We start from the raw sequence: 22,287 nt of genomic DNA on the forward strand, positions 1-22,287 counted from the left end.
TTATGAAAAAGTTCAAAATCATCGCGGCAACCGGCTGTCCAACAGGGATTGCCCATACATTTATGGCTGAAGAGGCCTTAAAACAGGCTGCCGCCAAACTGGGTGTGGAAATCAAAGTCGAAACACACGGGCAAATCGGCGTTCAAAACGAACTATCGCCAGAGGACATTAAACAAGCCGACGGGGTCATTGTCGCGGCAGACAAAGATGTAGGCGCAGAGCGTTTTGCAGGCAAACGTGTCCTTGACGTCCCGGTTGCGCGGGGCATCCGGGATGCGGAATCTTTAATTCGGACGCTGATGAACGGCGAAGCGCCGATTTACCGCGGACAAACTGCGGCAAAAACAGAGGATGAACCAAAAACAGGCGAATCCGCTTCCATCGGCCGTAAAATATATAAACATTTGATGAACGGGGTTTCCCACATGCTCCCATTTGTCGTCGGCGGAGGGGTTTTGATTGCACTTTCCTTTTTATTCGGCATCCATTCAGCGGATCCTGAACATCCAAGCTACAACGCTTTTGCCGAATTGCTGAATAAAACGGGCGCATTCGGATTCCAGCTGATGGTTCCGATTTTATCCGCCTATATCGCCGATTCAATGGCAAAACGCCCCGGCCTGATTGTCGGTTTTATCGGCGGCATGATCGCCAGCACGGGCGGAGCGGGTTTTCTGGGCGGCATCGTATCCGGTTTTTTGGCGGGACTGATCATTTACGGCCTCTCGCATGCACTTAAAAAAATGCCTCAGTCACTTGAAGGACTAAAAGCAATTTTTCTTTATCCGGTTATCGGCATTTTTCTGATCGGTGCGGTCATGTTTTTCCTCGTCGAACCGATGACGGCCATTAATGAGGGGATGAAGGGCTTTTTAGCCGACTTTCAAGGGGCGAACCCAATCATTCTCGGCTTGATCATCGGCTGTATGAGCGCATTTGACATGGGCGGCCCGGTCAATAAAGCCGCTTATGTCACCGGTACTGCTCTTCTCGCTGAAGGGAACCAATATTTCATGGCAGGCGTCTCCGCCGCGTGCATCACACCGCCGCTCGTTATTGCGTTTGCCACATTGCTTTTCCGCAAATATTTCAGCCAGCAGGACCGAAATGCAGGACTTGTCAATTTTATTCTCGGCGCCACTCATATTACTGAAGGCGCTATCCCGTTCGCCGCAAAGAAACCAATCCCTGTCATTCCGATTTTGATGATCGGCTCTTCGGTTTCGGCAATATTAACATATTCATTCGCAGTTCAAGTACCTGCCCCGCACGGCGGATTCCTTGTACTTCCCGTTGTAACAGGAGCCTTTCAATGGGTGCTGTCGATTATCATCGGATCGCTTATCGGTGCCTTCTTATACGGCTTTTACCAAAAACGGACATATGAAAAAGAGAAAGGCTGATCAAACATGAAAACAGCAGCTTTAATCAAAAAAGAGCACATCTATCTACAAGAAACGCTATCTTCCCAAGCGGAAGCTTTTGACCGGCTGGCTCAGATCGCATATGAATCAGGAGCAGCCAAAACAAAACAAGCGGTCATTGACGGATTGGCGCAAAGAGAGGCTGAAAGCACGACCGGCTTTATCGACGGCTTCGCCATTCCCCATGCAAAACTGAAGGACATCACAGAAGCAACTGTCATCATCATTCAAAACAAGGCAGGAATCGAATGGAACGCGCTTGATCAGACGCCTGTCACGTTCATCATTGCATTATTGATACCCGATGCCGAGGCAGGCAGCACACATCTCAATCTATTATCATCGGTGTCTCGCATGCTTGTTCACGAAGATGCGAGGCAGCAGCTGCTTGAAGCCTCGAGTCCTGACGACATTCTGAGCACCTTCTCAAGCTATTTATCTTAACTTTGATCAGAAAGAAGGAATCGATATGCTGACAAATACGAAAAAAATGCTGCTGGACGCACAGGCAAACGGCTATGCGGTGCCGGCCTTTAACATTCATAACCTTGAAACCGTGCAGGCCGTGACAGAAGCGGCTGAAGCCTTAAGGTCCCCCGTGATTCTTGCGGCTACTCCAGGAACCTTCAGCTATGCAGGGCGCGACTATATTCAAGCCATTGCAGAAACGGCCGCGGCGCGCTGCTCGATCCCGGTCGCCCTCCATCTAGATCATCATGAAGAAATTGATGATATTCGCGAGTCTTTATCATTGGGGACGAAATCTGTCATGATTGATGCTTCGCACCATCCATTTGCCGAGAATACCGCAATTACGGCGAGTGTCGTTCAATATGCCCGGCAAAAAGATGCCACTGTAGAAGCCGAGCTTGGAAGGCTCGGCGGACAGGAAGACGATTTGATCGTGGATGAAGCCGACGCTTATTATACCGATCCGGATGCAGCAAAAGAGTTCGTCGAGAAAACCGGAATCGATTCGCTGGCGGTGGCAATCGGTACAGCCCACGGTCTTTACTCAAAAGAGCCCAATATCGATTTTGAGAGGCTGGCCGCGATTCAAAAACGGGTTTCAGTCCCGCTCGTCCTGCACGGCGCCTCAGGAATTTCAGAGCAAGATGTTAGAAAGTGCATCAAGCTAGGCTGTGCAAAAGTAAATATCGCGACTGAATTAAAAATTCCTTTTTCAGATAAACTGCGCCGATATTTGCATGAACACGCCGATGCAAGCGATCCAAGAAAATATATGGCCCCCGCCAAAGAAGCCATGAAAAAAATCGTCCAAGAAAAGATTTTGATGTGCATGAGCAATGACAGATACTAATACAAAAAGCCGGATGTTCTTTAACATCCGGCTTTCTCAGCAATTCATTTGACATGCTCTTCTAAAGCATGACCGTCATGGGGCTTTTCATCGGGTATCGGTTCCCGACCGGCCAATATGCTGTATACAAGCATGACAATTCCTACATAAACAACCGCTGAAACCGTCCAAACGAGCACTGTCTTATCCTTCAAGACGGATTCCTCCAATCAAGCTTCACCTTTTGCAGCCTGAGTGCATTCAGAACGACTGAGACCGAACTGAACGCCATCGCGGCACCTGCGATCCACGGAGCCAAAAGCCCGACAGCCGCGAACGGAATGCCGATGCTGTTGTAGGCAAACGCCCAGAAAAGATTTTGTTTAATGTTTTTGATGGTCAATCTGCTCATGAGGATCGCATCGGCGATGCTGTTTAAATCGCCGCGGATCAAGGTGACGTCGGCGGCTTCCATGGCGACGTCAGTCCCTGTTCCGATCGCCATACCTGTATCGGCCGCCGCCAATGCCGGCGCATCGTTGATGCCGTCGCCGACCATCGCGACTTTTTTGCCTTTTGCCTGGATTTTCTTCACCTCATCCGCTTTTCCTTCCGGCAGAACTTCGGCGATGACGTGGTGAATGCCGGCTTCAGCAGCAATCGCTTCTGCCGTCCGCCGATTGTCCCCGGTGATCATGACGACTTCCAGCCCCATATCATGCAGCCTTTTCACCGCTGCCTTCGACGTGTCTTTAATCGTATCGGCGACGGCGATCAGCCCGGCAAACCGACCGTCGACGGCGGCAAGCATCGCCGTCTTTCCTTGTGTTTCGAGCTCTTCCATTTCGCCGTTCGCATCTTGAATGTCAATATCACGGTTTTCCATCAGACGTCTTGTACCGATCAAAATCCGCTTTTCATTGACTGCGGCTTCGATACCATAGCCGGGTATCGCTTCAAAGCTGTCTGCTGAGGCGGGTTCTATCCCTTTCTCTTTGATGCCTTCGACAATGGCTTCAGCAAGCGGGTGTTCAGAGCTTTTTTCTGCAGCACCGATAAGCTTGAGAAACGATGTTTCATCGATCCATGGTTCAGGGCGCACATCTGTCAGCTGAGGCTTCCCATTTGTGACCGTCCCCGTCTTGTCAAGCACGATCGTCTCCAAGCGGTGAGCCGTCTCCAAATGTTCGCCGCCTTTGAATAAGATTCCGAATTCAGCCGCGCGGCCAGATCCGGCCATGATCGATGTCGGCGTTGCCAAGCCGAGCGCACACGGACATGCGATCACAAGCACCGCAATCAGCTTCTCCAGCGCCGTGCCGAATTCGCCGGGGCTGACCGCCAAATACCAGATGAAAAATGTGATGGCCGCGATCGCCACGACAATCGGCACAAAAACCCCGGAAATCCGGTCTGCGAGCCGTTGAATCGGCGCCTTTGAACCTTGCGCCTCTTCCACAACTTTTATAATCTGCGCCAGCGCAGTATCTTTGCCTACTTTTTCTGCTCTGACTTTTAAAAATCCATTTTTATTGATTGTAGCGCCGATAACCGGATCTCCAACCGTTTTGTCAACAGGGATGCTTTCACCGGTGATCATCGATTCATCCAGCGCTGAACGACCTTCGACAATCTCCCCGTCTGCCGGTACTTTTTCACCGGGCTTCACATACATGATGTCGCCTGCCAAAACGTTTTCAATCGGCACGGTCATCTCTTCGCCGTTCCTGACGACGGTCGCTGTCTTTGCCTGCAGCCCCATCAGCTTTTTGATCGCTTCGGATGAACGCCCTTTCGCTTTCGCTTCAAACAGCTTTCCTAAAATGATCAAAGTTAAGAGGATGGCGCTTGTTTCATAGTAAAGGCCGTCCGGATGCCGGTTTGTACCGAGGCTTTCAATGCTTAAATACAAGCTGTAGAAATAGGCGGCAGACGTGCCGAGAGCGACCAGCACATCCATGTTGGCACTTTTGTTCCGCAGCGCTTTATAAGCCCCAGTGTAAAACTGCTTCCCGACGATAAACTGAACCGGTGTGGCCAACGCGAACTGAACCCAGGGATCCATGAACATCCCCGGCAGCCATATAAATGACGTGAATTTGAAATGGCTGACCATTGCCCAGAGCAGCGGAAAAGACAAAATGGCTGAAAAAATAAATTTGCCGGTTTGACGCTGAATATCTTTTTCTCTTTGTTCCGCCCGACCGTCCGCAGTTCGGTCTTTTTTCAGCTCGAGCTTGTAGCCGAGCTTTTCAACGGCTTCGATCATCTCCTCCGGCGAAACCGCGCCAGCATGATAGTCGACTGTCGCAGTCTCAATGGCAAAGTTGACGGCGGCGCTTTTGACGCCAGACAGCTTGTTGAGGCGCTTTTCAACCCGGTTGGCGCAAGCCGCACACGTCATGCCGGAAACCGCAAATTCGGCTTTTTCCGCAGGAACTTGATAGCCGAGCGATTCGACTTTCTCAGCCAGCTGTCCGACTTCGATTTGCCCCGGATCATAAACGATTTTTGATTTTTCCAGCGCCAAGTTCACATTTGCGTCCTGAACGCCGTCAAGCCTTTTCAACCCTTTCTCGATCCGCGCCGCACAGGCGGCGCAGGTCATGCCAGAGATTTGGAGGGTGGCTTCTTTTTGTCCGTCCATATCCTTCACTCCTTATATACCCCTTGTAGGTATACATCAGCCTGCAACATCATACCCCTGGTCTTCGATCGTATCGATGATCTCCTTCAGCGAGACTTTGCCTGAATCAAACGATACTTCGACTTTGCCCTCGTTTAAATTCACTTTGACAGACTCCACTCCGCCAAGCTTTCCGACGTTTCCTTCTACTGCCTGAACACAGTGGTTGCAAGACATGCCTTCGACTTTCAGTGTTTTTTGTTCCATATTGAAAACCTCCTGTGGTTTGATGATATTGATCGGTTTTATATTACCATACCCCTGTAGGGTATTTCAAGAAAACGATTTTCTCTTTTTTCGTTCATGATTTTGAAAACCGTTTAAACACATCAAGCAGTTCCTCGATGGCTTCTTCTCCCTCACCGCTTTTAATCGCGTTTGCGACGCAATGGTGGGTATGATCCTCAAGCAGGCTGAAAGCAACCTTTTGCATCGCGGCTTGCACAGCTGAGATTTGAACGAGAATATCGACGCAGTAGCGGTCATTTTCAATCATCTTTTGAATGCCTCTGACCTGTCCTTCAATCCGCTTTAAGCGGTTTGTGATTTGTTCTTTTCCTTTAGAGCTTTTGGGATTTAACGCGTGTTCATGATGATCTGCCATCGGAACACCTCTCTTTCCTTTATATTTTGTCCAAGATCCCCATTGGTACCATTATAAAATGCGAAGCGGAACATGTCTAAAAAAAGAGACAACCCCGAACTGCTGCGGGGTCATCCCTGCATATTATTTGTTTAACGCTTTAAAAAATTCTCTCATAAACTCCGGCAGATTGGACCAGTCATGACCTGAGACCAGGTTGGCGTCCACATGAAGCTTCTCCTCGACATAAGTCGCGCCCGCGGCTTCGACTTCCGGTTTGCAGGCGATGTAAGCCGTCAGCTCCCGGCCTTTCAGATGTTCTCTCAGGCTTGTGAAAATCAGGCTCGCATGACAAATCGCGCCGACCGGTTTATTTTCCTCAAAGAAATGAGCAACGATTTTCAGCAGGGAATCGTACATCCGGATAAATTCCGGTGCGCGTCCGCCAGGAATGATGATGCCGTCGTATTCGGACGGGTCAATCTCATCAAATGAAGCATGCGCGTCAATTAAATAGCCCGGCTTTTCGGTGTATGTATCCCAATCCAGGAAGTCATGAACAACCGTATGAATCTTTTTCTTTTTCGGTGCGGCAATCGTCGTTTCATAGCCCTCTTCAAGACAGCGGTAATAAGGGTAATACACTTCCAGCGCTTCAACTGCATCGCCCGTTACGATTAAAATCTTTTTCGCCATCAAAAACATCTCCTTTCCTTTTTTACTCTTCTATTTTATCCCATTTGCGCCTGTTTTTAAAATCAAGTGCTTGAGAAGTTTTGTTTCAGCCGACGATCGTGATGTTCTCTGTTATGTCTTTCAAGCGGGCAAGATTTGCTTTGTCAATTCCTGAATCTGTGATGACCCTGTATCGGTCATGAAGGCGGTCGATTTGCGAGAAAGCACGGGTTCCGAATTTGCTGCTGTCCGCCATCAAAATCGTTTCGTCCGCAATTTCGATCATTCGTTTTTTCAACAGCGCCTGCATTTCGTTTGAATCGCTCAAGCCGCTCGCAGGGTCGACGCCTTTGCAAGACAGAAATGTTTTGTTGACGTGATACATGTCAAGGGAGCGCTCAGCCAAAGGGCCGACATATGACATCGATTGCGGCAGCAGCATCCCGCCGGTTGAAATGACCGTCACCTTTTCTTTTTTGCTGAGTTCAATCGCGACTCTGACTGAATTCGTAATGACGGTCAGCGGGATGTTTTCAAGCGCTTTTGCCATGTACCATGCCGTCGTGCTTGCATCAAGAATAATCCGTTCCCCGCTTTTCACATGCTTGACGGCTTCAAATGCAATCATCTTTTTTTCGTTTACGTTTGTAATTTCGCGCTCGCGAAAATGCACCTCTCTTTCTTCAGTCTGCACGCTGACTGCGCCGCCATGGCTTCTTTTCAGCTTATTTTCCTTCTCAAGCTTTTCCAAATCGCGCCTGATCGTTTCTTCCGTGACGGAAAAAAGCTCGCTCAGTTCTGTGACGCGTACGCTCGAGCGCAGATTGACAAGCTCGACGATTTTTTGGTGTCTTTCAGCTACAAGCATCCGTTTACTTCCTTCCTTTTTTGGTAAAAGTCACTGTTACATTCATGATAGCGCATCGGCTCCGATACAGGAAAGGTTTTCAGCGGGAAGCGGCGCCGAGAATCTGACTTGTATAGCGGCGGTATGCCCGCTCCCACGCTTCTGTATCTTCCGGTACATACGTTTTTTGAGGAAAGGAAGCCTTGATCGCTTTCCGGGCGCTCTGAATATCCCAAAACATGTCGAGCGCGACGGCCTGTACGGCAATGTTGCCGATGGCGCTTGCCTCTGACGGTCCAGCCCATACATTTCTGGACAGTACATTCGCCGTGTATTGGCAGAGCAGTTCATTTCGAATCCCTCCGCCCGCCATGTGAAGTCCGTCATATTCTTTTCCTGTCAAGGTTTCAATCCGTTCAAAGGTGAACCGGTATTTAAACGCAAGGCTTTCCAGCACGCAGCGGATGATCTGTCCGGGCGTTTCCGGCACGTGCTGCCCTGCTGCACGGCAGTACTCTCTGATCGCCTCAGGCATATGGACGGGATTGAGAAACACCGGGTCATCCGGGTCAACCGCCGACCTGAATGCTTCTGACTGTCCGGCAAGTTTGACAAGCTCGGCGCTCGAATAGCTGATCCCATCTTTTTCCCAATCCGCCTGACAGCGCTGGAACAGCCACAATCCCATAATGTTTTTTAAAAAACGGAATGTGCCGCCGGCACCGCCCTCATTTGTAAAATTCCAATCGAGCGCCTGTTTTGTCATCAGCGGAGCGTCAAGTTCGGTTCCGATCAGCGACCAGGTGCCGCAAATCAAATATGCAAAGTCATCCGTTTCAGCGGGGATGCCGACAACTGCAGAAGCCGTGTCATGTTCGCCGACGGCAATCACCGGTACGGCGGGCACAGACAATTCGCCGCACACTGATTGCGACAGCCTCCCCGCTTCGCTTCCGGGCTTTGCTATATCTTTTGGAAAAATCTTGGCCGGGATCCCCAGAAGGCTGATGAGCTCCCAATCCCAGTCAGACGTTTTCGGGTTGAACAGCTGGGTTGTCGTCGCATTTGTAAATTCGCTTTTTTTCTCGCCCGTTAAAAAATAGCGCAGCAAATCAGGAATCATTAATAGTGTGTCCGCGTAATCCAACAGCGGAGAATTCGCTTTTTTCAGCGCCCGGAGCTGAAAGATGGTGTTGAACGGCAAAAGCTGAATACCGGTTCTGGAAAACAGCTCTTCTTTTCCGATTTCATTCAACACCTCCGTCATTATTCCGTCCGTGTAAGGGTCGCGGTAATGATAAGGGTTCCCCATCAGCTCTCCGTTCCGATCGAGAAAACCGACGTCAACCGCCCATGAATCGATTCCGATGCAGCTGATTCGTCCACAGCCGTTTTTCGCCTTTAAAATGCCCTGTTTAATTTCATGATAAAGCCTGAGAATGTCCCAATAAAGGTGTTTTCCCGCCTGAACGGGCTGATTTGGAAAACGGTGAATTTCCTCCGCTTTGATCAGACCGCCGTCCACATGACCTGCATAAGCTCTGCCGCTCGACGCACCAAGATCAAAGGCGAGAATCGTCACCAGCTTGCACCGCCTTTCCCGCGTGCCAGGATTTTTTCCGCATATCCGCTTTCCGCATAAGCCTTGAGCGGATCAGGCGGAACGTTCATTTCCTCCCGCACGGCGCAGAGGAGCGGCTTGACGTCGATTTCAAATGCCTCGCGGATCGCAGCCTCTGCGGCAAGCACGTCATGATCTTCCTGCGCTTTCTTCACTTCATCGAAGTTGATCAAAAGCGCTTTTGCAAATTGAGTCTGCACATTCATGACCGAGCGCAGCACAGCGGGTATTTTCGGTTCAAGATTATGGCATTGATCAAGCATATACGAAATATGTTCGGCCGTCTTCCGGACGTTCGGGTCAGAATCACGGCAGGCGTCCAAAATTTGAGAAAAAATGAGAAACAGTTCGTACGGGTTGTGAGCGCCCGCGATCAAATCGTCATCAGCGTATTTGCGGCTGTTGAAATGAAAGCCTCCGAGACGTTTTTCGTCAAGCAAATAAGCGACAATGTGCTCGATGTTCGTCCCCTGGGCATGGTGGCCGGTGTCGACGAGCACCTCAGCCTTCGGGCCGAGCTTTTGCGCCAAATTGTAAGCCATGCCCCAATCCGCCAGATCGGTATGATAAAAAGCCGGCTCAAAAAATTTGTATTCAATCAAGAGCCGCATATCATCGTCAAGAGCTTCGTAAACTTCAGCCAGACACTCATACATCCAGTTTTTCCGTTTTCTGATGTCGCCCTGACCGGGATAGTTGGTTCCGTCGGCAAGCCAGAGGCTGATTTCCTTGGAGCCTGTTTGTTTTGCAATATCGACGCATTCGAGCAATTGCTCAGTCGCTTTTTGGCGAATGGCCGCTTTCACGTTTGTGACGCTGCCGAATTTGTAGTCATCGTCCTGGAACAAGTTCGGATTCACGGCGCCGATAGCAAGGCCAAGCTGCTCGGCGTGCGCTTTCAGCTTTCCGTAATCATCAACTCGATCCCAAGGAATATGGATGGCGACGGAAGGACAAATTCCGGTTAATTTGTGAACGACTGATGCATCTTCCATTTTTTCAAACGGATCTCTTGGCACACCCTCTTGCTGAAACACTTTGAAGCGCGTGCCCGAGTCCCCGTATCCCCATGAAGGCGTCTCGATTTTAAGCGCTTTCAATTTTTCCTTTGCTTCAGAAAGGCTGATTCCCCTGTCTTTCTGCTGTTCTTCAAATAAAGCGTAGGCCCGGTCATTCATCATGTACGCCCATCCCCCTTGTTTTTAACGGATATGCCATGGTTGACATTAACGCAAGTTCCGGCTGGGTCGTGTCCAGCCGGCTGTACTGGACGATCACAGGTACATCGCTTGCGATCTCGATCGCATAAGGAACATTTTCAGGAATGCGTTCTCCTGATCGGTGCAAAGAACTTGTGCGGATATGCTTCGTTCTCTTGCCATGAACCGTCTCGGAAATGCCTTCGAGCGGCGGACGGTCTTCGAAGTATACGGTGATCGCAAGGTTTGCGTTTTCTTCATGGCAATTTAAAACACAAATGGCTTCATGGCTCGTCAAGCTTCCGGAACTTTCCGGAGGAATAAAACCGTCCGGTATGATCCAATGGGTCTCGCCCTTCATCTCCCTTTTCCCCCTTTGTATTCTGAAAGGGCGGCCGAAGCCGCTCCTTATCAATTACCTTGAAAATGCGGCCGGCACTCCCCCGTCAACCGTCAGCATGCATCCCGTCGTTTTTGCCGTTTTTTCTGAAGCGAAATAAGCGATCGCCTCGGCAATGTCGGCGGGATAAATGTTGACGGAAAGAGCCGTACGTTTGCGGTAATGCTCTTCAAGCCGGTCGGGTTCAATCCCGTAGGCGGCGGCTCTTTCTTCGCGCCATTTGGAGTCCCAGATGGCCGACCCTTGAAGCACCGCATCCGGAAGAACTGAATTCGCACGGATTCCGTACGGTCCGCCTTCAGCCGCGATGCATCTCGCCAAATGAACCTCAAGCGCTTTTGCAGAGCTGTATGCTGATGCGTTTTTGCCTGCATAAACGGAATTTTTCGAACCGACAAACACCATGCTGCCGCCTGAACCTTGTTTTTTCATTTGCTTAAAAGCTTCTCTGGCCACGAGGAAATATCCTGTTCCGAGTACATTCATATTCAGGTTCCATTCTTCGAGCGTCGTTTCATCAAGCGGGCTTGATGTCGCAAGGCCCGCATTGTTGACAAGGATGTCAATCCCGCCGTATTTGAGGGCGATTTCCTCGAAGGCCGTCTGAACCTCCTCTTCTTTCGTCACATCCATGCGGACGGCGTAAGCTCGTTCTGCACCGTATTGATCATTAATCTCGGCCGCTGTTTTTTCTGCGCCTTCAATATTAATGTCAGCGACCACAACATGCGCGCCTTCTAGAGCAAGGCGGCGGCAGGCCTCGCTGCCGATTCCGCCCGCTCCCCCCGTCACAAATGCGATCTTGCGCGAAAATTCGGCTTCCGGCGGAGCAAGCGTTAATTTATAAAGCTCAAGCGGCCAATATTCAACATTGTAGGATTCTTCCTCATTGAGAGATACAAAGTTTCCAAGGACTTCCGTTCCCTTCATGACGGCAATCGCCCGGCGGTATAAATCTCGGCTGACCTTCGCCATCGCCAGGCTTTTCCCTGCTGTCACCATGCCGATTCCCGGGATCAGCATCACGCGAGGCGCCGGTTCAAACATCTCGTCTCCTTCGTGCCGGTTTCGTTGAAAATAGGCGGCATACGACTCTTTAAATCCAGCAATCTCGGTTTTGATCCGGTCGACCAGCGCTTCTGTGTCCTGTTCAGCGGGATTCCACGGAATATAGGCAGGCACCCGCTTTGTATGAACGAGGTGATCCGGACAAGCGGCGCCGACCTGTGAAAGCGACGGTGCGCGCCTGCTGTTCGCGAATTCGAGCACATCGTCAGCATCGCACCAGGTGACGAGCATGCGTTTTTCCCCGCTGACAGCGCCGCGGATGACCGGCAAGATATCGGCTAAAATCCGTTTCCGCTCCTCCGGTGCAAGCGGCTCGACCATCTGTCCGCCAAACGGCTGATGATCTTCCGAACGGCTTTTAATATATGCTTCCGCTTCGCGAATCACGGCAATCGTCTGATCATAGCTTTCTTTCGACGTTTCCCCCCAAGTGACGAGCCCGTGCTTCTCCATTAAAACAAGCTCTGCATTCGGGTTGTTTTTCACACCTTCTGCTATCATCTTCGATAAAGCAAAGCCCGGTCTGACATAAGGCACCCATACAAATCGGCTGCCGTATATCTCCTCTGCGATCTCTTTTCCATTATCGCAGCAGCAGATGCTGATGATTGCATCGGGGTGGGTGTGATCGACATGCGGAAACGGCAAAAAAGCATGAAGAAGCGTTTCGATCGACGGCCGCGGATGCTTTCCGTCCATCATGCAATGGGACAAATATGCCGTCATTTCTTCATCGGTCATGCTGCTCCGTTCCATCAGCGGACGAATATCATCCAGCCTCAGTCCGGTAAATTGGCCCGCTGACATCGTCGCCAAGTCCGAGCCGCTGCCTTTCACCCACATCACCTCGATGTCCCTGCCTCTGAAATCCTTTTCTGTCGTTTTCATCGATGTGTTTCCCCCGCCCCAGTTGCAGACCGAACGGTCAGCGCCGATCAGATTGGAACGGTAGACGAGCTCGGCAAGACCCGGACGCAGCGATGCAGCCTCAGACTCTGACCATAAATATTTCACCATGCGTATCACTCCGTTTTTGTTTGTTTATTTTTGAATATGTTTGTTTTAAGAGTAACATATTTTGATTTTCTTTGTAAGCGCTTTTTTCCGAAACCATTTTAGGACAGAATCTCTTCAATCAGTCGATAAATAAAAAACGCCAACAGCAGGCGGCCGTCGGGGTTAAGAATGTAGGAATGTTTAATCTTTGATTTTAAAATAAAATGTCAGGTTTTAAGAAAGCGCTGGCATCTTGTTGCCGGCGCTTTTTGTGCCGCTGACATACCGTTTGGGGGAACATATTGATGCGCAAAAAACGGTTGAAATTCGTCTTTTGATCTTTTAATATATAAACTCATGTTTTTTAAAAGGAGGGGTCAGGATGAAAAAAACACTGCACGCTCCAGTCAAACTGATCATCGCAATTTTTATGATTTGTACATTTTCCATCGGCTTTACAGAGTACGTCGTTATGGGTATATTGACTTCCATTTCAAAGGATCTCTCTGTTCCGATTTCGTCTACCGGCCTATTGGTAACGGCATATGCGGGAAGCGTCTGTCTGACGGGGCCGATCGTCACCATATTTTCGGTAAAAATGCCGCGCAAACCGGTATTGATCGGCTTGATGAGTGTGTTTGTACTGTCGAATGCGCTCAGTTTCCTGGCGCCGAACTTCACCATTTTGTTGGTCTCAAGAATCCTATCCGCATCCATTCATGGTGCATTTTTTGCAACGACAATGGTGTTCGTCAGCGAAATGGCACCGCCCGAAAAACGGGCCGCCGCTGCCGCTTCAATGAACGGCGGCTTGACCATCGCCCTGATGCTCGGCGTCCCGTTTGGTTCTTATTTAGGCGATCTTTTCAACTGGCGGATCGTTTTTCTGATGATCGCATGCCTCGGATTGATCGGCCTCGCCGGCATTTGGCTGACGGTGCCGCACAGAAAACCGAAAGTTGTCCCTAAATTGATCCATGAATGGGATGTGTTTAAAAATAAACAAGTCCTTTTTTCTTTTGCTATCACGATCTTTGGCTATTCGGGCGTATTCATCGCCTACACGTTTATTGAACCGATGCTGCGGCATTCTGCCGGTTTCGACAGTCTCGGCATTACAGCCGCCCTTTTCGCCTACGGGTTTGGCGGGGTCGTCGGCAATTTCTACGCCGGAAAGGTGCCGTTTCACCTGTTAACCCGCTCCATGATCGGGGTGATGATCGCGCTCATGGCGATCCTTGCGGCCTTTCCTTTTGTCAGCGGACATCCTGCCGGCGCCATCATCGTGACGTTTTTATTCGGAGCCGGCGCGTTCGCGTTCGGAACGGTGCCCCTTTTGCAAACAAAGGTCGTGGCTGCGTCTGAACACGGAACAACGATCGCCACCTCCGTCAGCATCGCTGCATTTAACTTGGCCAACGCGCTCGGGGCTTGGATCGGCGGACTCATTCTTAATGCATCAGAGTCTACACATACCTTGCCACAGGCGGTGCGCTTATGACCATGTGCGGGCTGACGCTTACGATGTTCGCCTATATGTCTGAGAAAAGACAAGTGAAAGAAGACATGTGGGGAACGGACCTGTAATCAAAAAGCTGCCCGGCTTAAGACCTGGCAGCTTTTTTGTTTGGTTCTTGCAGCGTCTTTGTGTGAGCTGCTTTCCGCATGACCGCGGTCATCAAAAGGGCGGCTGCGGCATAAACGATACCGAAACAGCCGAAAACGAAAACAGAAGATGACATCCCCAATAACATGCCTGATATAACAGGACCGCAGGCCATTCCCGTATACCTGATAAAATTAAACATGCCCATCGCACTGCCGCGGTTCTCCTCAAATTCATTCGCCATCATCGTAGAGAAGAGCGGCGGAATCAGCCCCATCGTAACGCCGAAAAGAACCAGAGCCGCCGACATGGCGAAAAGCGAAAACAAATGGGAAAAGGCAAAACAGACGACGCTCCCTGCGGCGGTCAGATTGCCGATCAAAAACAGGCGTCTGAGCGATAATCTCTTTTGTATCCACTTAAACAGCACGCTGCCGGCAATCGTGCTGACCGCTATCGGCAAATACAGCAAGCCGACGATCTGCAGATCAAGGTGATAGTGATCGGTCAGCAAAATCGGCAAATACACGATCATTGAAAAATAAATAAAGAAAATAAGGTAGCTTAATATTAAAACGGCATTGCCCGCCCTGTTTTTGAATATGTCCTTATAATGCGACAGCAGGCTGCCCGCGCTGAGATTGGTCTTTTTCTCCGAATGGCTGCGCGGAAAGCAAAACAAATTGCCGAAAAGCAAAAGAACAGACAATACTGTCAAAAACCAAAAAATACCCGGATAATTATAGCGCTCCCCGATAAAACCGCCGAGAATAGGCGCCGCTGCCGGTGCAAGGGAAAGCAGCATTTGATAAGTTCCCATCGCACTGCCCCGCTTCGTTCCCTTAAACAGAGATCCGATTGTGGTTGCCGCAATTAATGGAAGCGCAGCAGTCCCCAAAGCCTGCAGCACCCTGAAAAAAAGAAACAGGCCAAAGTCCCGGGAGGCTGCGCAGCCGATTGTGGCGATGACCGTTACGATCATGCTCGCCATCATTACAAATCTCGCTCCTTTAAAATCAACAATCGAGCCGACAATGATCTGCATCGCAGCTGTAATGAAGATGAACAGCGAGACGGACAGGTTTACCATCGAAACAGAAACGTGAAACGAGTCTCTGATTAAAGGAATGATAGGTGAATAAATATTTTGATTCAACGATGCGAAAAAAGCGCTGATACACACAAAATACATAATGAAAGAAGCATTTGATTTCATTGGTCTCATTTCAAACCGCCTGCCTTGTTTTTGTTTATTCGTTAACAATTTACCTAATATCGTTTACTGGTTAACAATATTAATTGTAGATGACCCCTTTATCATTGTCAACGAACATTTCTTATTGAGATTTGAAGTTTTTTACATATTTTTTACTTATCGAGTTCCTTGACTCAAAAAACGCCTTAAATAAAGGTTTTTATCCTTTCCATTCTGATTACAATTCCTCAGATTCACAAAAAAAGTTACGAATATTTTCATATTTTGAATTTGAATTGTGTTGACAGTTGGAAAAGATAGGGATAAAATGACTATTGTTTACTAGTAAACTTTTATGCTGTAACTTGCCTGATTTTGAGTACAAACCCTTGCCCTGCTTTAACAATTGAACAAATGCCACACCTCTTCATCATGACCCGCATCATCGCTGTATTCTTCTCGATTCATCACGAAGTGAGACCAGCCTATTCCCAGCTCGATAAGCCGCACGTATCCATCATTGATTGCAAATGAAGTCACTCTATGTCCGTTAAGGAGGAAATCAATGACAGAGCTTATAATGGAGAGCAAACACCAGCTATTCAAAACCGAAACTCTTACCCAAAACTGCAATGAAATATTAAAACGCAGACGCCATGTTCTCGTCGGCATCAGCCCGTTTAACAGCCGATTTTCCGAAGATTATATTCATCGGCTTATCGCCTGGGCCGTCCGTGAGTTTCAGAGTGTATCCGTGCTTTTGGCGGGAAAGGAAGCTGCCAACCTTCTCGAAGCGCTCGGCACCCCACATGGGAAGGCCGAACGGAAAGTCAGGAAAGAAGTCTCGCGGAACCGGAGATTCGCTGAAAAGGCGTTGGAAGCGCATGGCGGAAATCCCGAGGACATCCATACATTTTCCGATTTCGCGAACCAGACCGCATACCGGAATTTGCGGATGGAAGTCGAAGCTGCCTTTTTCGACCAGACGCATTTTCGCAATGCCTGCCTGGAGATGTCGCATGCGGCTATCCTCGGACGGGCCCGGGGCACTCGGATGGATGTCGTGGAAGTCAGCGCAGACATGCTGGAGCTGGCTGTTGAATACGTCATCGCTGAACTTCCGTTTTTCATCGCCGCCCCTGATATTTTAGGCGTCGAAGAGACGCTTCTTGCTTATCACCGGCCATGGAAGCTCGGCGAACAGATCTCCCGTAATGAATTTGCCGTCAAAATGCGGCCGAATCAAGGATATCTCATGGTTTCCGAAGCGGACGAAAGGGTGGAATCTAAAAGCATGCAGGAGGAACGAGTATGAATCAATCGCTAAAAACATTCAGCGTGTTGTCAGAACAATATCACGAAAATCCGTATCAGTATTTCTCATACCTTCGGGAATCTGATCCCGTCCATTATGAAGAATCGCTGGACAGCTATTTTATCAGCCGCTACCAGGATGTGCGCCGCGTGCTCCAGAATCAGGACGTCTTTACAACGAAATCGCTTGCCAAACGGGCCGAGCCCGTCATGCGCGGACCTGTGCTCGCCCAAATGAAAGGCAAAGAGCACACGGCAAAAAGGAGAATCGTTCTGCGCCGCTTTATCGGGGAATCCCTTGATCACCTCACACCGCTCATCAAAGAAAATGCACAAAGGCTTTTGGCCCCGCACGTGGAGAAAGGGCGGATCGACCTTGTCAATGATTTCGGCAAAACATTCGCCGTTTGCGTGACGATGGACATTTTAGGTTTGGACAAGAACGACCACCAAACGGTGAGAAACTGGCACAGCGGCGTCGCCGATTTCATTACCAGTTTGAATCAGGCGCCTGAGGACCGGGAGCATTCCCTCAAATGCAGTGAACAGCTCGCTGAGTATTTGAATCCGATTATCGAGGAAAGGCGCAAAAATCCCGGACATGATTTAATATCCATCCTTTGCACTTCCGAATACGAGGGAGTGGCGATGTCTGACCGGGACATACGCGCGCTGATTCTCAATATATTGCTTGCCGCCACAGAACCGGCGGACAAGACGCTCGCATTAATGATTTATCATTTGCTTCATCATCCCGATCAGATGAATGATGTGCTGGAAGACCGCACGCTTCTCCCTCAGGCAATCGCAGAGACGCTGCGCTACAAGCCGCCGGTGCAGCTCATCCCGCGCCAGCTTTCACAAGACGCGGAGATTGGCGGAGTCGAGCTAAAAGAAGGGACGACTGTATTTTGCATGATAGGCGCGGCAAATCGCGATCCTGAAGCGTTCGAGGATCCCGACAAGTTCAACATTCACCGCAGCGACCTGGAAGTCAAAAGCGCATTCAGCGGCGCAGCCAGGCATCTCGCATTCGGTTCAGGCGTCCACAACTGTGTAGGAGCGGGGTTTGCGAAGACCGAAATCGAGCTTGTCGCAAATATCGTCCTTGATCAGCTGAAAAATATCCGGCTGGAGGAAGACTTCATTTACCGCGAGACAGGGCTTTACACACGCGGACCCGTCTCGCTCAACATCCGGTTTGATGCCAAACATTAATCTTGTGAAAAAGCCTTCTCCTCCCGGGAGGAGGCTTTTTCAATTGCTGCCTCACTGATCTTCGCCAGCTCTTCAATACCCTTCGTACCTTCGCTCGCGTGTGAAAGCTCGTGACATTGAACGATTTTAAAACCGTTCATTTTAAAAATCGCGATGATATCAATTCTCCCCCGGTCTCCATTCTTTTTGACAACCTTGACCGTATATCTGACTGCTGCGCTTTCGAGGCGCTCGTCAAACAAAAATTCATGAAAGGGCGACACCGTTATGGTGCGTGCAACGTTTTTCAGCGTCCGTATGTGATCTTTAAACTGCACAAGGTCAATGTGACTGCCGTCCGTGACTTGAACATAATCCTCGCTGAAATAATCGGCAATTTTTTCAGTATTCATTTCCGACACGATGTCCTGATACATGTTGCTTAAAAACTGTTGGGCTTCACTTTTATTCATTCGCTGCTCCTCTTGATTAAATGTGTTTTGACCATTCGTTTAAAAAGCGGATGACGGTTTGCAGCTCGGATTCGGAAAACCGATCAAACAGCTCGATGTAGCGCTGTTTTGCAATTTCATGCATCCTGTCATGAATGTCGGCCAGTTTTTTCCCCTCATCGGTTAATGTGTAATACAATTCTTTGTTGTTGTTCGGTTTTTTGTGCGATTCGATCATTCCGTGCTTTGTGAGCACATTGACCGCTTTTGTCACTGCCGCTTTTGAAATTTGGAGTTTTGCTGCCAGGAAAGCGTTGTTGACGTCTGCTTCGCTTTCGCTGATAAGCGAGATAATGTGAAGCTGGGTCAGGGTCCAATGCTTACGCATGCTTTCTTCTTCTTGAAAGGCTTCCTCTGCGAACGCCTGCTGTTCATGCTGAGCCCGCTTTTCTCTTTTGAGAATAAAATCCTGAACGGCTTGAAATGCCTGCTCATACGTCTTGTTTTCCACTGTCATCATTCCTTTTCACAATCATTAACCGGTTAACTATTAAATAGTTTACCAGTTAACAATAATTAAAGCAAGCAAAAAAAAGCATATGATGCAGAAAGATCCGCAGCATATGCTTGCCCTCATACTTGAGGAGATAGCACGTGCTTTTCAGTCCAAGCCAGAAGCTTCAGATCCTGTTTGCAGCCGGCGATAAATGAAAGCCCCAAAGGCTCGCCGTTTTTTGCCGGCAACGGGACGGTGATCTGCGGAAGCCCGCCGAGCCCGGCAATACACGTCAGTTTCATCGTGCGCGCCCTTCTCTCATTTAATTCGTTTTCCGGCAGACCACGGAGCGGCGGCGGGCCGGGGGCAGTCGGAATAACGAGCAAGCCGTCTTCTCCGAGCCATTCCGACAGTCTTTTTCTCACCGCCTCTCTTTTCATAAACGCTTGCACATGATCGCTTATCACAAGGCTTGACGCCCATTCAAACCTTTCTGCGATTCCAGGGCCGAACACCGGATTTGTGCGCTCGATCCTAGCTCCGTGCTCCTCCCAAATCTCCAGTCCCTGCAGCACCCTGAACGTCTCCGCCCATTCCGCGAGGCCGCCGTCAGCGGCAACGCACCAGTCGAATTCGCCGTCAATCAGGCCTAATGCATAAGCGTATACTTGTGTCCGGTCGCTTTCTTCAAGCAGGCTCCACGCCTCTTTTTCAAAATAAACCCGGTTGAACATGCCCCTGCCTCCTCCTGCCCGCTAAGCAGGACGCGGCCCGCCGCATGAAGGACTCCAATATCTTTTGACATCCATCCGACGGTGTCAAAACTCTTTGCCAGCGGTATGACACCATCAACCGACACCTCGCCGTGCGTCGGCCGAAACCCGAAAATTCCGCAGTATGAAGAAGGGATTCTGACAGATCCCCCGGTGTCTGTCCCGAGAGCGAAATCGGTCATCCCAGAGGCTGCCGCCACAGCCGATCCGCTTGAAGACCCTCCCGGAATTTTGTCCATGGCACAAGGATTGACGGGTGTACCATAATGGACATTTTCTCCGTCGAGGCTGTACATCAGCTCATCTGTGTGCGCAGCACCCTTAAGCCTTGCACCTTCCCGCAGCAGCAAGTCAACGGCTTCCGCGTTTTTTTCGGCAGGTTCGTGCGTCCTCAGCCAATCAGGGTTTCCCGCCGCATTAGCATGGCCCTCTACAGCAAACACATCCTTTACCGCAAACGAAAGTTTTTTCAAGCTTCCTTCAGCCGATGGCGGATCGACCATCAGATCCCGGTTTATAAAAGCGCTCCAATCATGCTCCATTTTCAAAATCCCTCCATCAACTTTTGCTTCTAACGATAACCGGACGCCTCTTCAAAATGAACAAAGTTGTGACAAAATCTTCCGTTCCCTAATTTAAAAAGGCCTTTAGGTTTGTTCCTATAGGCAAACAGGGTAAAATAAAGGGGTGTTGATTACATATTAAAAACAAACATGGGAGAGGAGAATGAAATGGTGGACAAGGTTCGCACAGGGATATTAGGATACGGTTTGTCCGGTTCGGTGTTTCATGCGCCTTTATTATCAGTGTTAGAAGATTATGAGATTCGAAAGGTTATGACTTCAAGGAAAGAACAAGTCAAACAGGACCTCCCCGAAGCAGAAGCGGTCAGTACGATCGAAGACATCACAAAAGATCCGGACATTGATCTCGTCATCGTGACCACGCCGAGCGGCCTTCATTACGAAATGGCGAAAGAGTGCATCCGCGCCGGAAAGCATGTCGTTCTTGAAAAGCCGATGACAGCAACAGCGGAAGAAGCGGAAGAGCTCATTAATGCCGCGAAAGAAAAAGGCGTGCTTCTCAGCGTGTATCACAACCGAAGATGGGATAACGACTTTTTGACGATCAAACAGCTCATCAAAGAGGGGCGCCTTGGAGAGGTCAACACATTCCACGCCTCCTACGACCGGTTCCGGCCGAATGTCAGACAGCGCTGGAGAGAACAGAAAGGACCGGGGTCAGGTGCACTGTACGATTTAGGTTCACACTTGATCGATCAGGCGCTTCATTTATTCGGCATGCCGAACGGCGTCACCGCTCAAGTGACCGCTCAGAGAGCCAATGCGGAAACAGACGATTACTTCCATGTCATCCTTCACTATGATCAGCGCCAAGTGATTCTCCACTCGGGCTCGATTGTTCCGGCCAACGGCCCCCGCTACCAAATCCACGGCTCAAAAGGAAGCTTTATTAAATACGGAATCGACGGCCAGGAGGATGCACTCAGAGCGGGTCATAAACCTGCAGGCGATGAGTGGGGAGCCGATCAACCCGAATATTACGGGGAACTGGCCACAGTCGAAGGCGACGAGATCAGGAAGGAAACCGTGGAAACGCTCCCGGGTTCATACTTAACTTATTACAAGCAGCTTGCTTCAAGTATTCTAGAAGGCGGCAGCTTGCCTGTCACGGCGGAAGAAGGACGCGACGTCATCCGAATCATCGAAGCTGCGCAAAAAAGCAGCGAAACGAATCAAACGGTGTTCTTAAACAAATAAAACAAAACCGCGGATATGATCCGCGGTTTTTTCAAAAAGTCCTGCCCAATTCTTTGGCTCGGACAATCGCATTTTGTTTTATTTCTTCAGCTTTATCAGGCTCAGCATTATGCCCTTCTATAAATAAACCTTCAAATTCCGGAACCCCGAAAAACTGCATCATGATGCTGATATAGCGGTGCCCCATCTCAAGTTCCGCAGCCTGCCCTTCTGAATAGTAGCCGCCTCTCGCCTGGATGTGCAGCGCTTTTTTATCGGTTAACAGCCCGATCGGTCCCTGTTCGGTATATTTAAACGTCTTTCCCGCTACAGCGACCGCATCGAAGTACGCTTTCATCACCGGCGGAAAAGAGAAATTCCAAAGCGGCGTGACAAACACGTATTTGTCTCCCGCGATAAATTGCTCGCTCAGCTCATTCAAACGGCCGACTTTAGCTTTTTCGTGTTCAGAAAGCTGTTCAAAGCCCGACCCCGACTGCAATTTTCCCCAGCCGCTGAAAACATCCGCATCAATCTGCGGAATGTTTTCCCGATAAAGATCAAGGTGTATGACTTCGTCATCCGGATGAGCTTCTTTGTAAGATTCGATAAACGCTTTTCCTGCCGCCATGCTGTAGGATGCCCTTTCGTCATGCGGGTGAGCGGTAATGTAAAGGGTTTTTGTCATTTCTTTT

Annotated in this window: 20 protein-coding genes and 2 pseudogenes; 7 read left to right on the forward strand and 15 right to left on the reverse strand. The window is 49.6% G+C overall.

Annotated elements, in window-relative coordinates; all coding sequences use genetic code 11:
* The first annotated feature begins 2 nt into the window (after positions 1 to 2).
* From TRNA_RS38990 to TRNA_RS39000, 3 genes are read left to right on the forward strand one after another with little or no spacing between them, the layout of a single operon-like run.
* Complete coding sequence (locus TRNA_RS38990; protein WP_003185239.1) at positions 3 to 1,403, forward strand: PTS fructose transporter subunit IIC; 1,401 nt, start codon at positions 3 to 5, stop codon at positions 1,401 to 1,403.
* Positions 1,404 to 1,409: 6 nt separating this feature from the next.
* Entirely contained in the window at positions 1,410 to 1,868 is a 459-nt protein-coding gene (locus TRNA_RS38995; protein WP_003185242.1) for a PTS sugar transporter subunit IIA, read from the forward strand.
* 25 nt (positions 1,869 to 1,893) lie between these two features.
* Complete coding sequence (locus TRNA_RS39000) at positions 1,894 to 2,745, forward strand: tagatose bisphosphate family class II aldolase (protein ID WP_003185244.1); 852 nt, start codon at positions 1,894 to 1,896, stop codon at positions 2,743 to 2,745.
* A 44-nt stretch (positions 2,746 to 2,789) separates the two neighbouring features.
* Here the strand turns inward: TRNA_RS39000 and TRNA_RS43950 are convergent, their stop codons facing one another.
* The 10 genes from TRNA_RS43950 to TRNA_RS39045 all read right to left on the reverse strand — a co-directional run bounded on the left by TRNA_RS43950 (position 2,790) and on the right by TRNA_RS39045 (position 12,820).
* Positions 2,790 to 2,939 carry a hypothetical protein gene (locus TRNA_RS43950; RefSeq protein ID WP_003185246.1) on the reverse strand — a complete coding sequence of 50 codons (150 nt, stop codon included), beginning with the start codon at positions 2,937 to 2,939 and terminating at the stop codon, positions 2,790 to 2,792.
* Positions 2,936 to 5,371, reverse strand: a complete 2,436-nt coding sequence (locus tag TRNA_RS39005; protein ID WP_003185248.1) for a heavy metal translocating P-type ATPase — start codon at positions 5,369 to 5,371, stop codon at positions 2,936 to 2,938. Before TRNA_RS39005 ends, TRNA_RS43950 begins: the two co-directional genes overlap by 4 nt.
* Positions 5,372 to 5,407: 36 nt before the next feature.
* Positions 5,408 to 5,617 (reverse strand): copper chaperone CopZ, encoded by a 210-nt coding sequence (copZ, locus tag TRNA_RS39010; protein ID WP_003185250.1) that lies wholly within the window; start codon positions 5,615 to 5,617, stop codon positions 5,408 to 5,410.
* Positions 5,618 to 5,711: 94 nt separating this feature from the next.
* Complete coding sequence (gene csoR / locus TRNA_RS39015; protein WP_003185252.1) at positions 5,712 to 6,014, reverse strand: copper-sensing transcriptional repressor CsoR; 303 nt, start codon at positions 6,012 to 6,014, stop codon at positions 5,712 to 5,714.
* Between the two features lie 123 nt (positions 6,015 to 6,137).
* Positions 6,138 to 6,689, reverse strand: a complete 552-nt coding sequence (locus TRNA_RS39020; RefSeq protein ID WP_003185255.1) for a DJ-1/PfpI family protein — start codon at positions 6,687 to 6,689, stop codon at positions 6,138 to 6,140.
* Positions 6,690 to 6,774: 85 nt separating this feature from the next.
* Complete coding sequence (locus TRNA_RS39025; protein WP_003185257.1) at positions 6,775 to 7,536, reverse strand: DeoR/GlpR family DNA-binding transcription regulator; 762 nt, start codon at positions 7,534 to 7,536, stop codon at positions 6,775 to 6,777.
* A 79-nt stretch (positions 7,537 to 7,615) separates the two neighbouring features.
* Positions 7,616 to 9,097 carry a rhamnulokinase gene (locus TRNA_RS39030; protein ID WP_003185259.1) on the reverse strand — a complete coding sequence of 494 codons (1,482 nt, stop codon included), beginning with the start codon at positions 9,095 to 9,097 and terminating at the stop codon, positions 7,616 to 7,618.
* Entirely contained in the window at positions 9,094 to 10,314 is a 1,221-nt protein-coding gene (rhaI, locus tag TRNA_RS39035) for an L-rhamnose isomerase (protein WP_025806052.1), read from the reverse strand. The genes TRNA_RS39030 and rhaI overlap by 4 nt, the downstream gene beginning before the upstream one ends.
* Positions 10,307 to 10,696 carry a sensory rhodopsin transducer gene (locus TRNA_RS39040; RefSeq protein WP_003185262.1) on the reverse strand — a complete coding sequence of 130 codons (390 nt, stop codon included), beginning with the start codon at positions 10,694 to 10,696 and terminating at the stop codon, positions 10,307 to 10,309. Before TRNA_RS39040 ends, rhaI begins: the two co-directional genes overlap by 8 nt.
* Before the next feature lie 54 nt (positions 10,697 to 10,750).
* Complete coding sequence (locus TRNA_RS39045; RefSeq protein ID WP_003185264.1) at positions 10,751 to 12,820, reverse strand: bifunctional rhamnulose-1-phosphate aldolase/short-chain dehydrogenase; 2,070 nt, start codon at positions 12,818 to 12,820, stop codon at positions 10,751 to 10,753.
* A gap of 361 nt (positions 12,821 to 13,181) precedes the next feature.
* Here TRNA_RS39045 and TRNA_RS39050 point away from each other — a divergent pair.
* Positions 13,182 to 14,386, forward strand: a pseudogene (locus tag TRNA_RS39050) (MFS transporter).
* A 17-nt stretch (positions 14,387 to 14,403) separates the two neighbouring features.
* Here the strand turns inward: TRNA_RS39050 and TRNA_RS39055 are convergent.
* On the reverse strand, positions 14,404 to 15,630 hold the full coding sequence (locus TRNA_RS39055; RefSeq protein ID WP_003185267.1) for an MFS transporter: 1,227 nt from the start codon (positions 15,628 to 15,630) through the stop codon (positions 14,404 to 14,406).
* Positions 15,631 to 16,165: 535 nt separating this feature from the next.
* On the opposite strand from TRNA_RS39055, the gene TRNA_RS39060 reads away from it, so the two are divergent.
* Positions 16,166 to 16,915, forward strand: coding sequence for a tRNA-dependent cyclodipeptide synthase (locus TRNA_RS39060; protein ID WP_009329597.1), 750 nt, complete (start codon positions 16,166 to 16,168; stop codon positions 16,913 to 16,915).
* Positions 16,912 to 18,132, forward strand: a complete 1,221-nt coding sequence (locus tag TRNA_RS39065; protein ID WP_003185271.1) for a cytochrome P450, cyclodipeptide synthase-associated — start codon at positions 16,912 to 16,914, stop codon at positions 18,130 to 18,132. Before TRNA_RS39060 ends, TRNA_RS39065 begins: the two co-directional genes overlap by 4 nt.
* On the opposite strand, the gene TRNA_RS39070 is transcribed toward TRNA_RS39065, so the two are convergent.
* The 3 genes and pseudogenes from TRNA_RS39070 to TRNA_RS39080 form a co-directional block, all read right to left on the reverse strand.
* Positions 18,129 to 18,584 carry a nuclear transport factor 2 family protein gene (locus tag TRNA_RS39070; RefSeq protein ID WP_003185273.1) on the reverse strand — a complete coding sequence of 152 codons (456 nt, stop codon included), beginning with the start codon at positions 18,582 to 18,584 and terminating at the stop codon, positions 18,129 to 18,131. The two genes, TRNA_RS39065 and TRNA_RS39070, sit on opposite strands and share 4 nt — an antisense overlap.
* A gap of 16 nt (positions 18,585 to 18,600) precedes the next feature.
* The gene (locus tag TRNA_RS39075; RefSeq protein WP_003185275.1) at positions 18,601 to 19,074 is read right to left on the reverse strand and encodes a MarR family transcriptional regulator; all 474 of its coding nucleotides are present in this window, start codon (positions 19,072 to 19,074) and stop codon (positions 18,601 to 18,603) included.
* A gap of 122 nt (positions 19,075 to 19,196) precedes the next feature.
* A pseudogene (locus tag TRNA_RS39080) lies at positions 19,197 to 20,374 on the reverse strand (amidase).
* Positions 20,375 to 20,563: 189 nt separating this feature from the next.
* Here TRNA_RS39080 and TRNA_RS39085 point away from each other — a divergent pair.
* On the forward strand, positions 20,564 to 21,613 hold the full coding sequence (locus TRNA_RS39085; RefSeq protein ID WP_003185279.1) for an oxidoreductase: 1,050 nt from the start codon (positions 20,564 to 20,566) through the stop codon (positions 21,611 to 21,613).
* Positions 21,614 to 21,644: 31 nt separating this feature from the next.
* Here TRNA_RS39085 and TRNA_RS39090 read toward each other — a convergent pair whose 3' ends face one another.
* The gene (locus tag TRNA_RS39090) at positions 21,645 to 22,280 is read right to left on the reverse strand and encodes an FMN-dependent NADH-azoreductase (protein ID WP_003185281.1); all 636 of its coding nucleotides are present in this window, start codon (positions 22,278 to 22,280) and stop codon (positions 21,645 to 21,647) included.
* Positions 22,281 to 22,287 lie beyond the last annotated feature (7 nt).

The sequence above is a fragment of the Bacillus licheniformis DSM 13 = ATCC 14580 genome, from assembly GCF_000011645.1.
GTDB lineage: Bacteria > Bacillota > Bacilli > Bacillales > Bacillaceae > Bacillus > Bacillus licheniformis.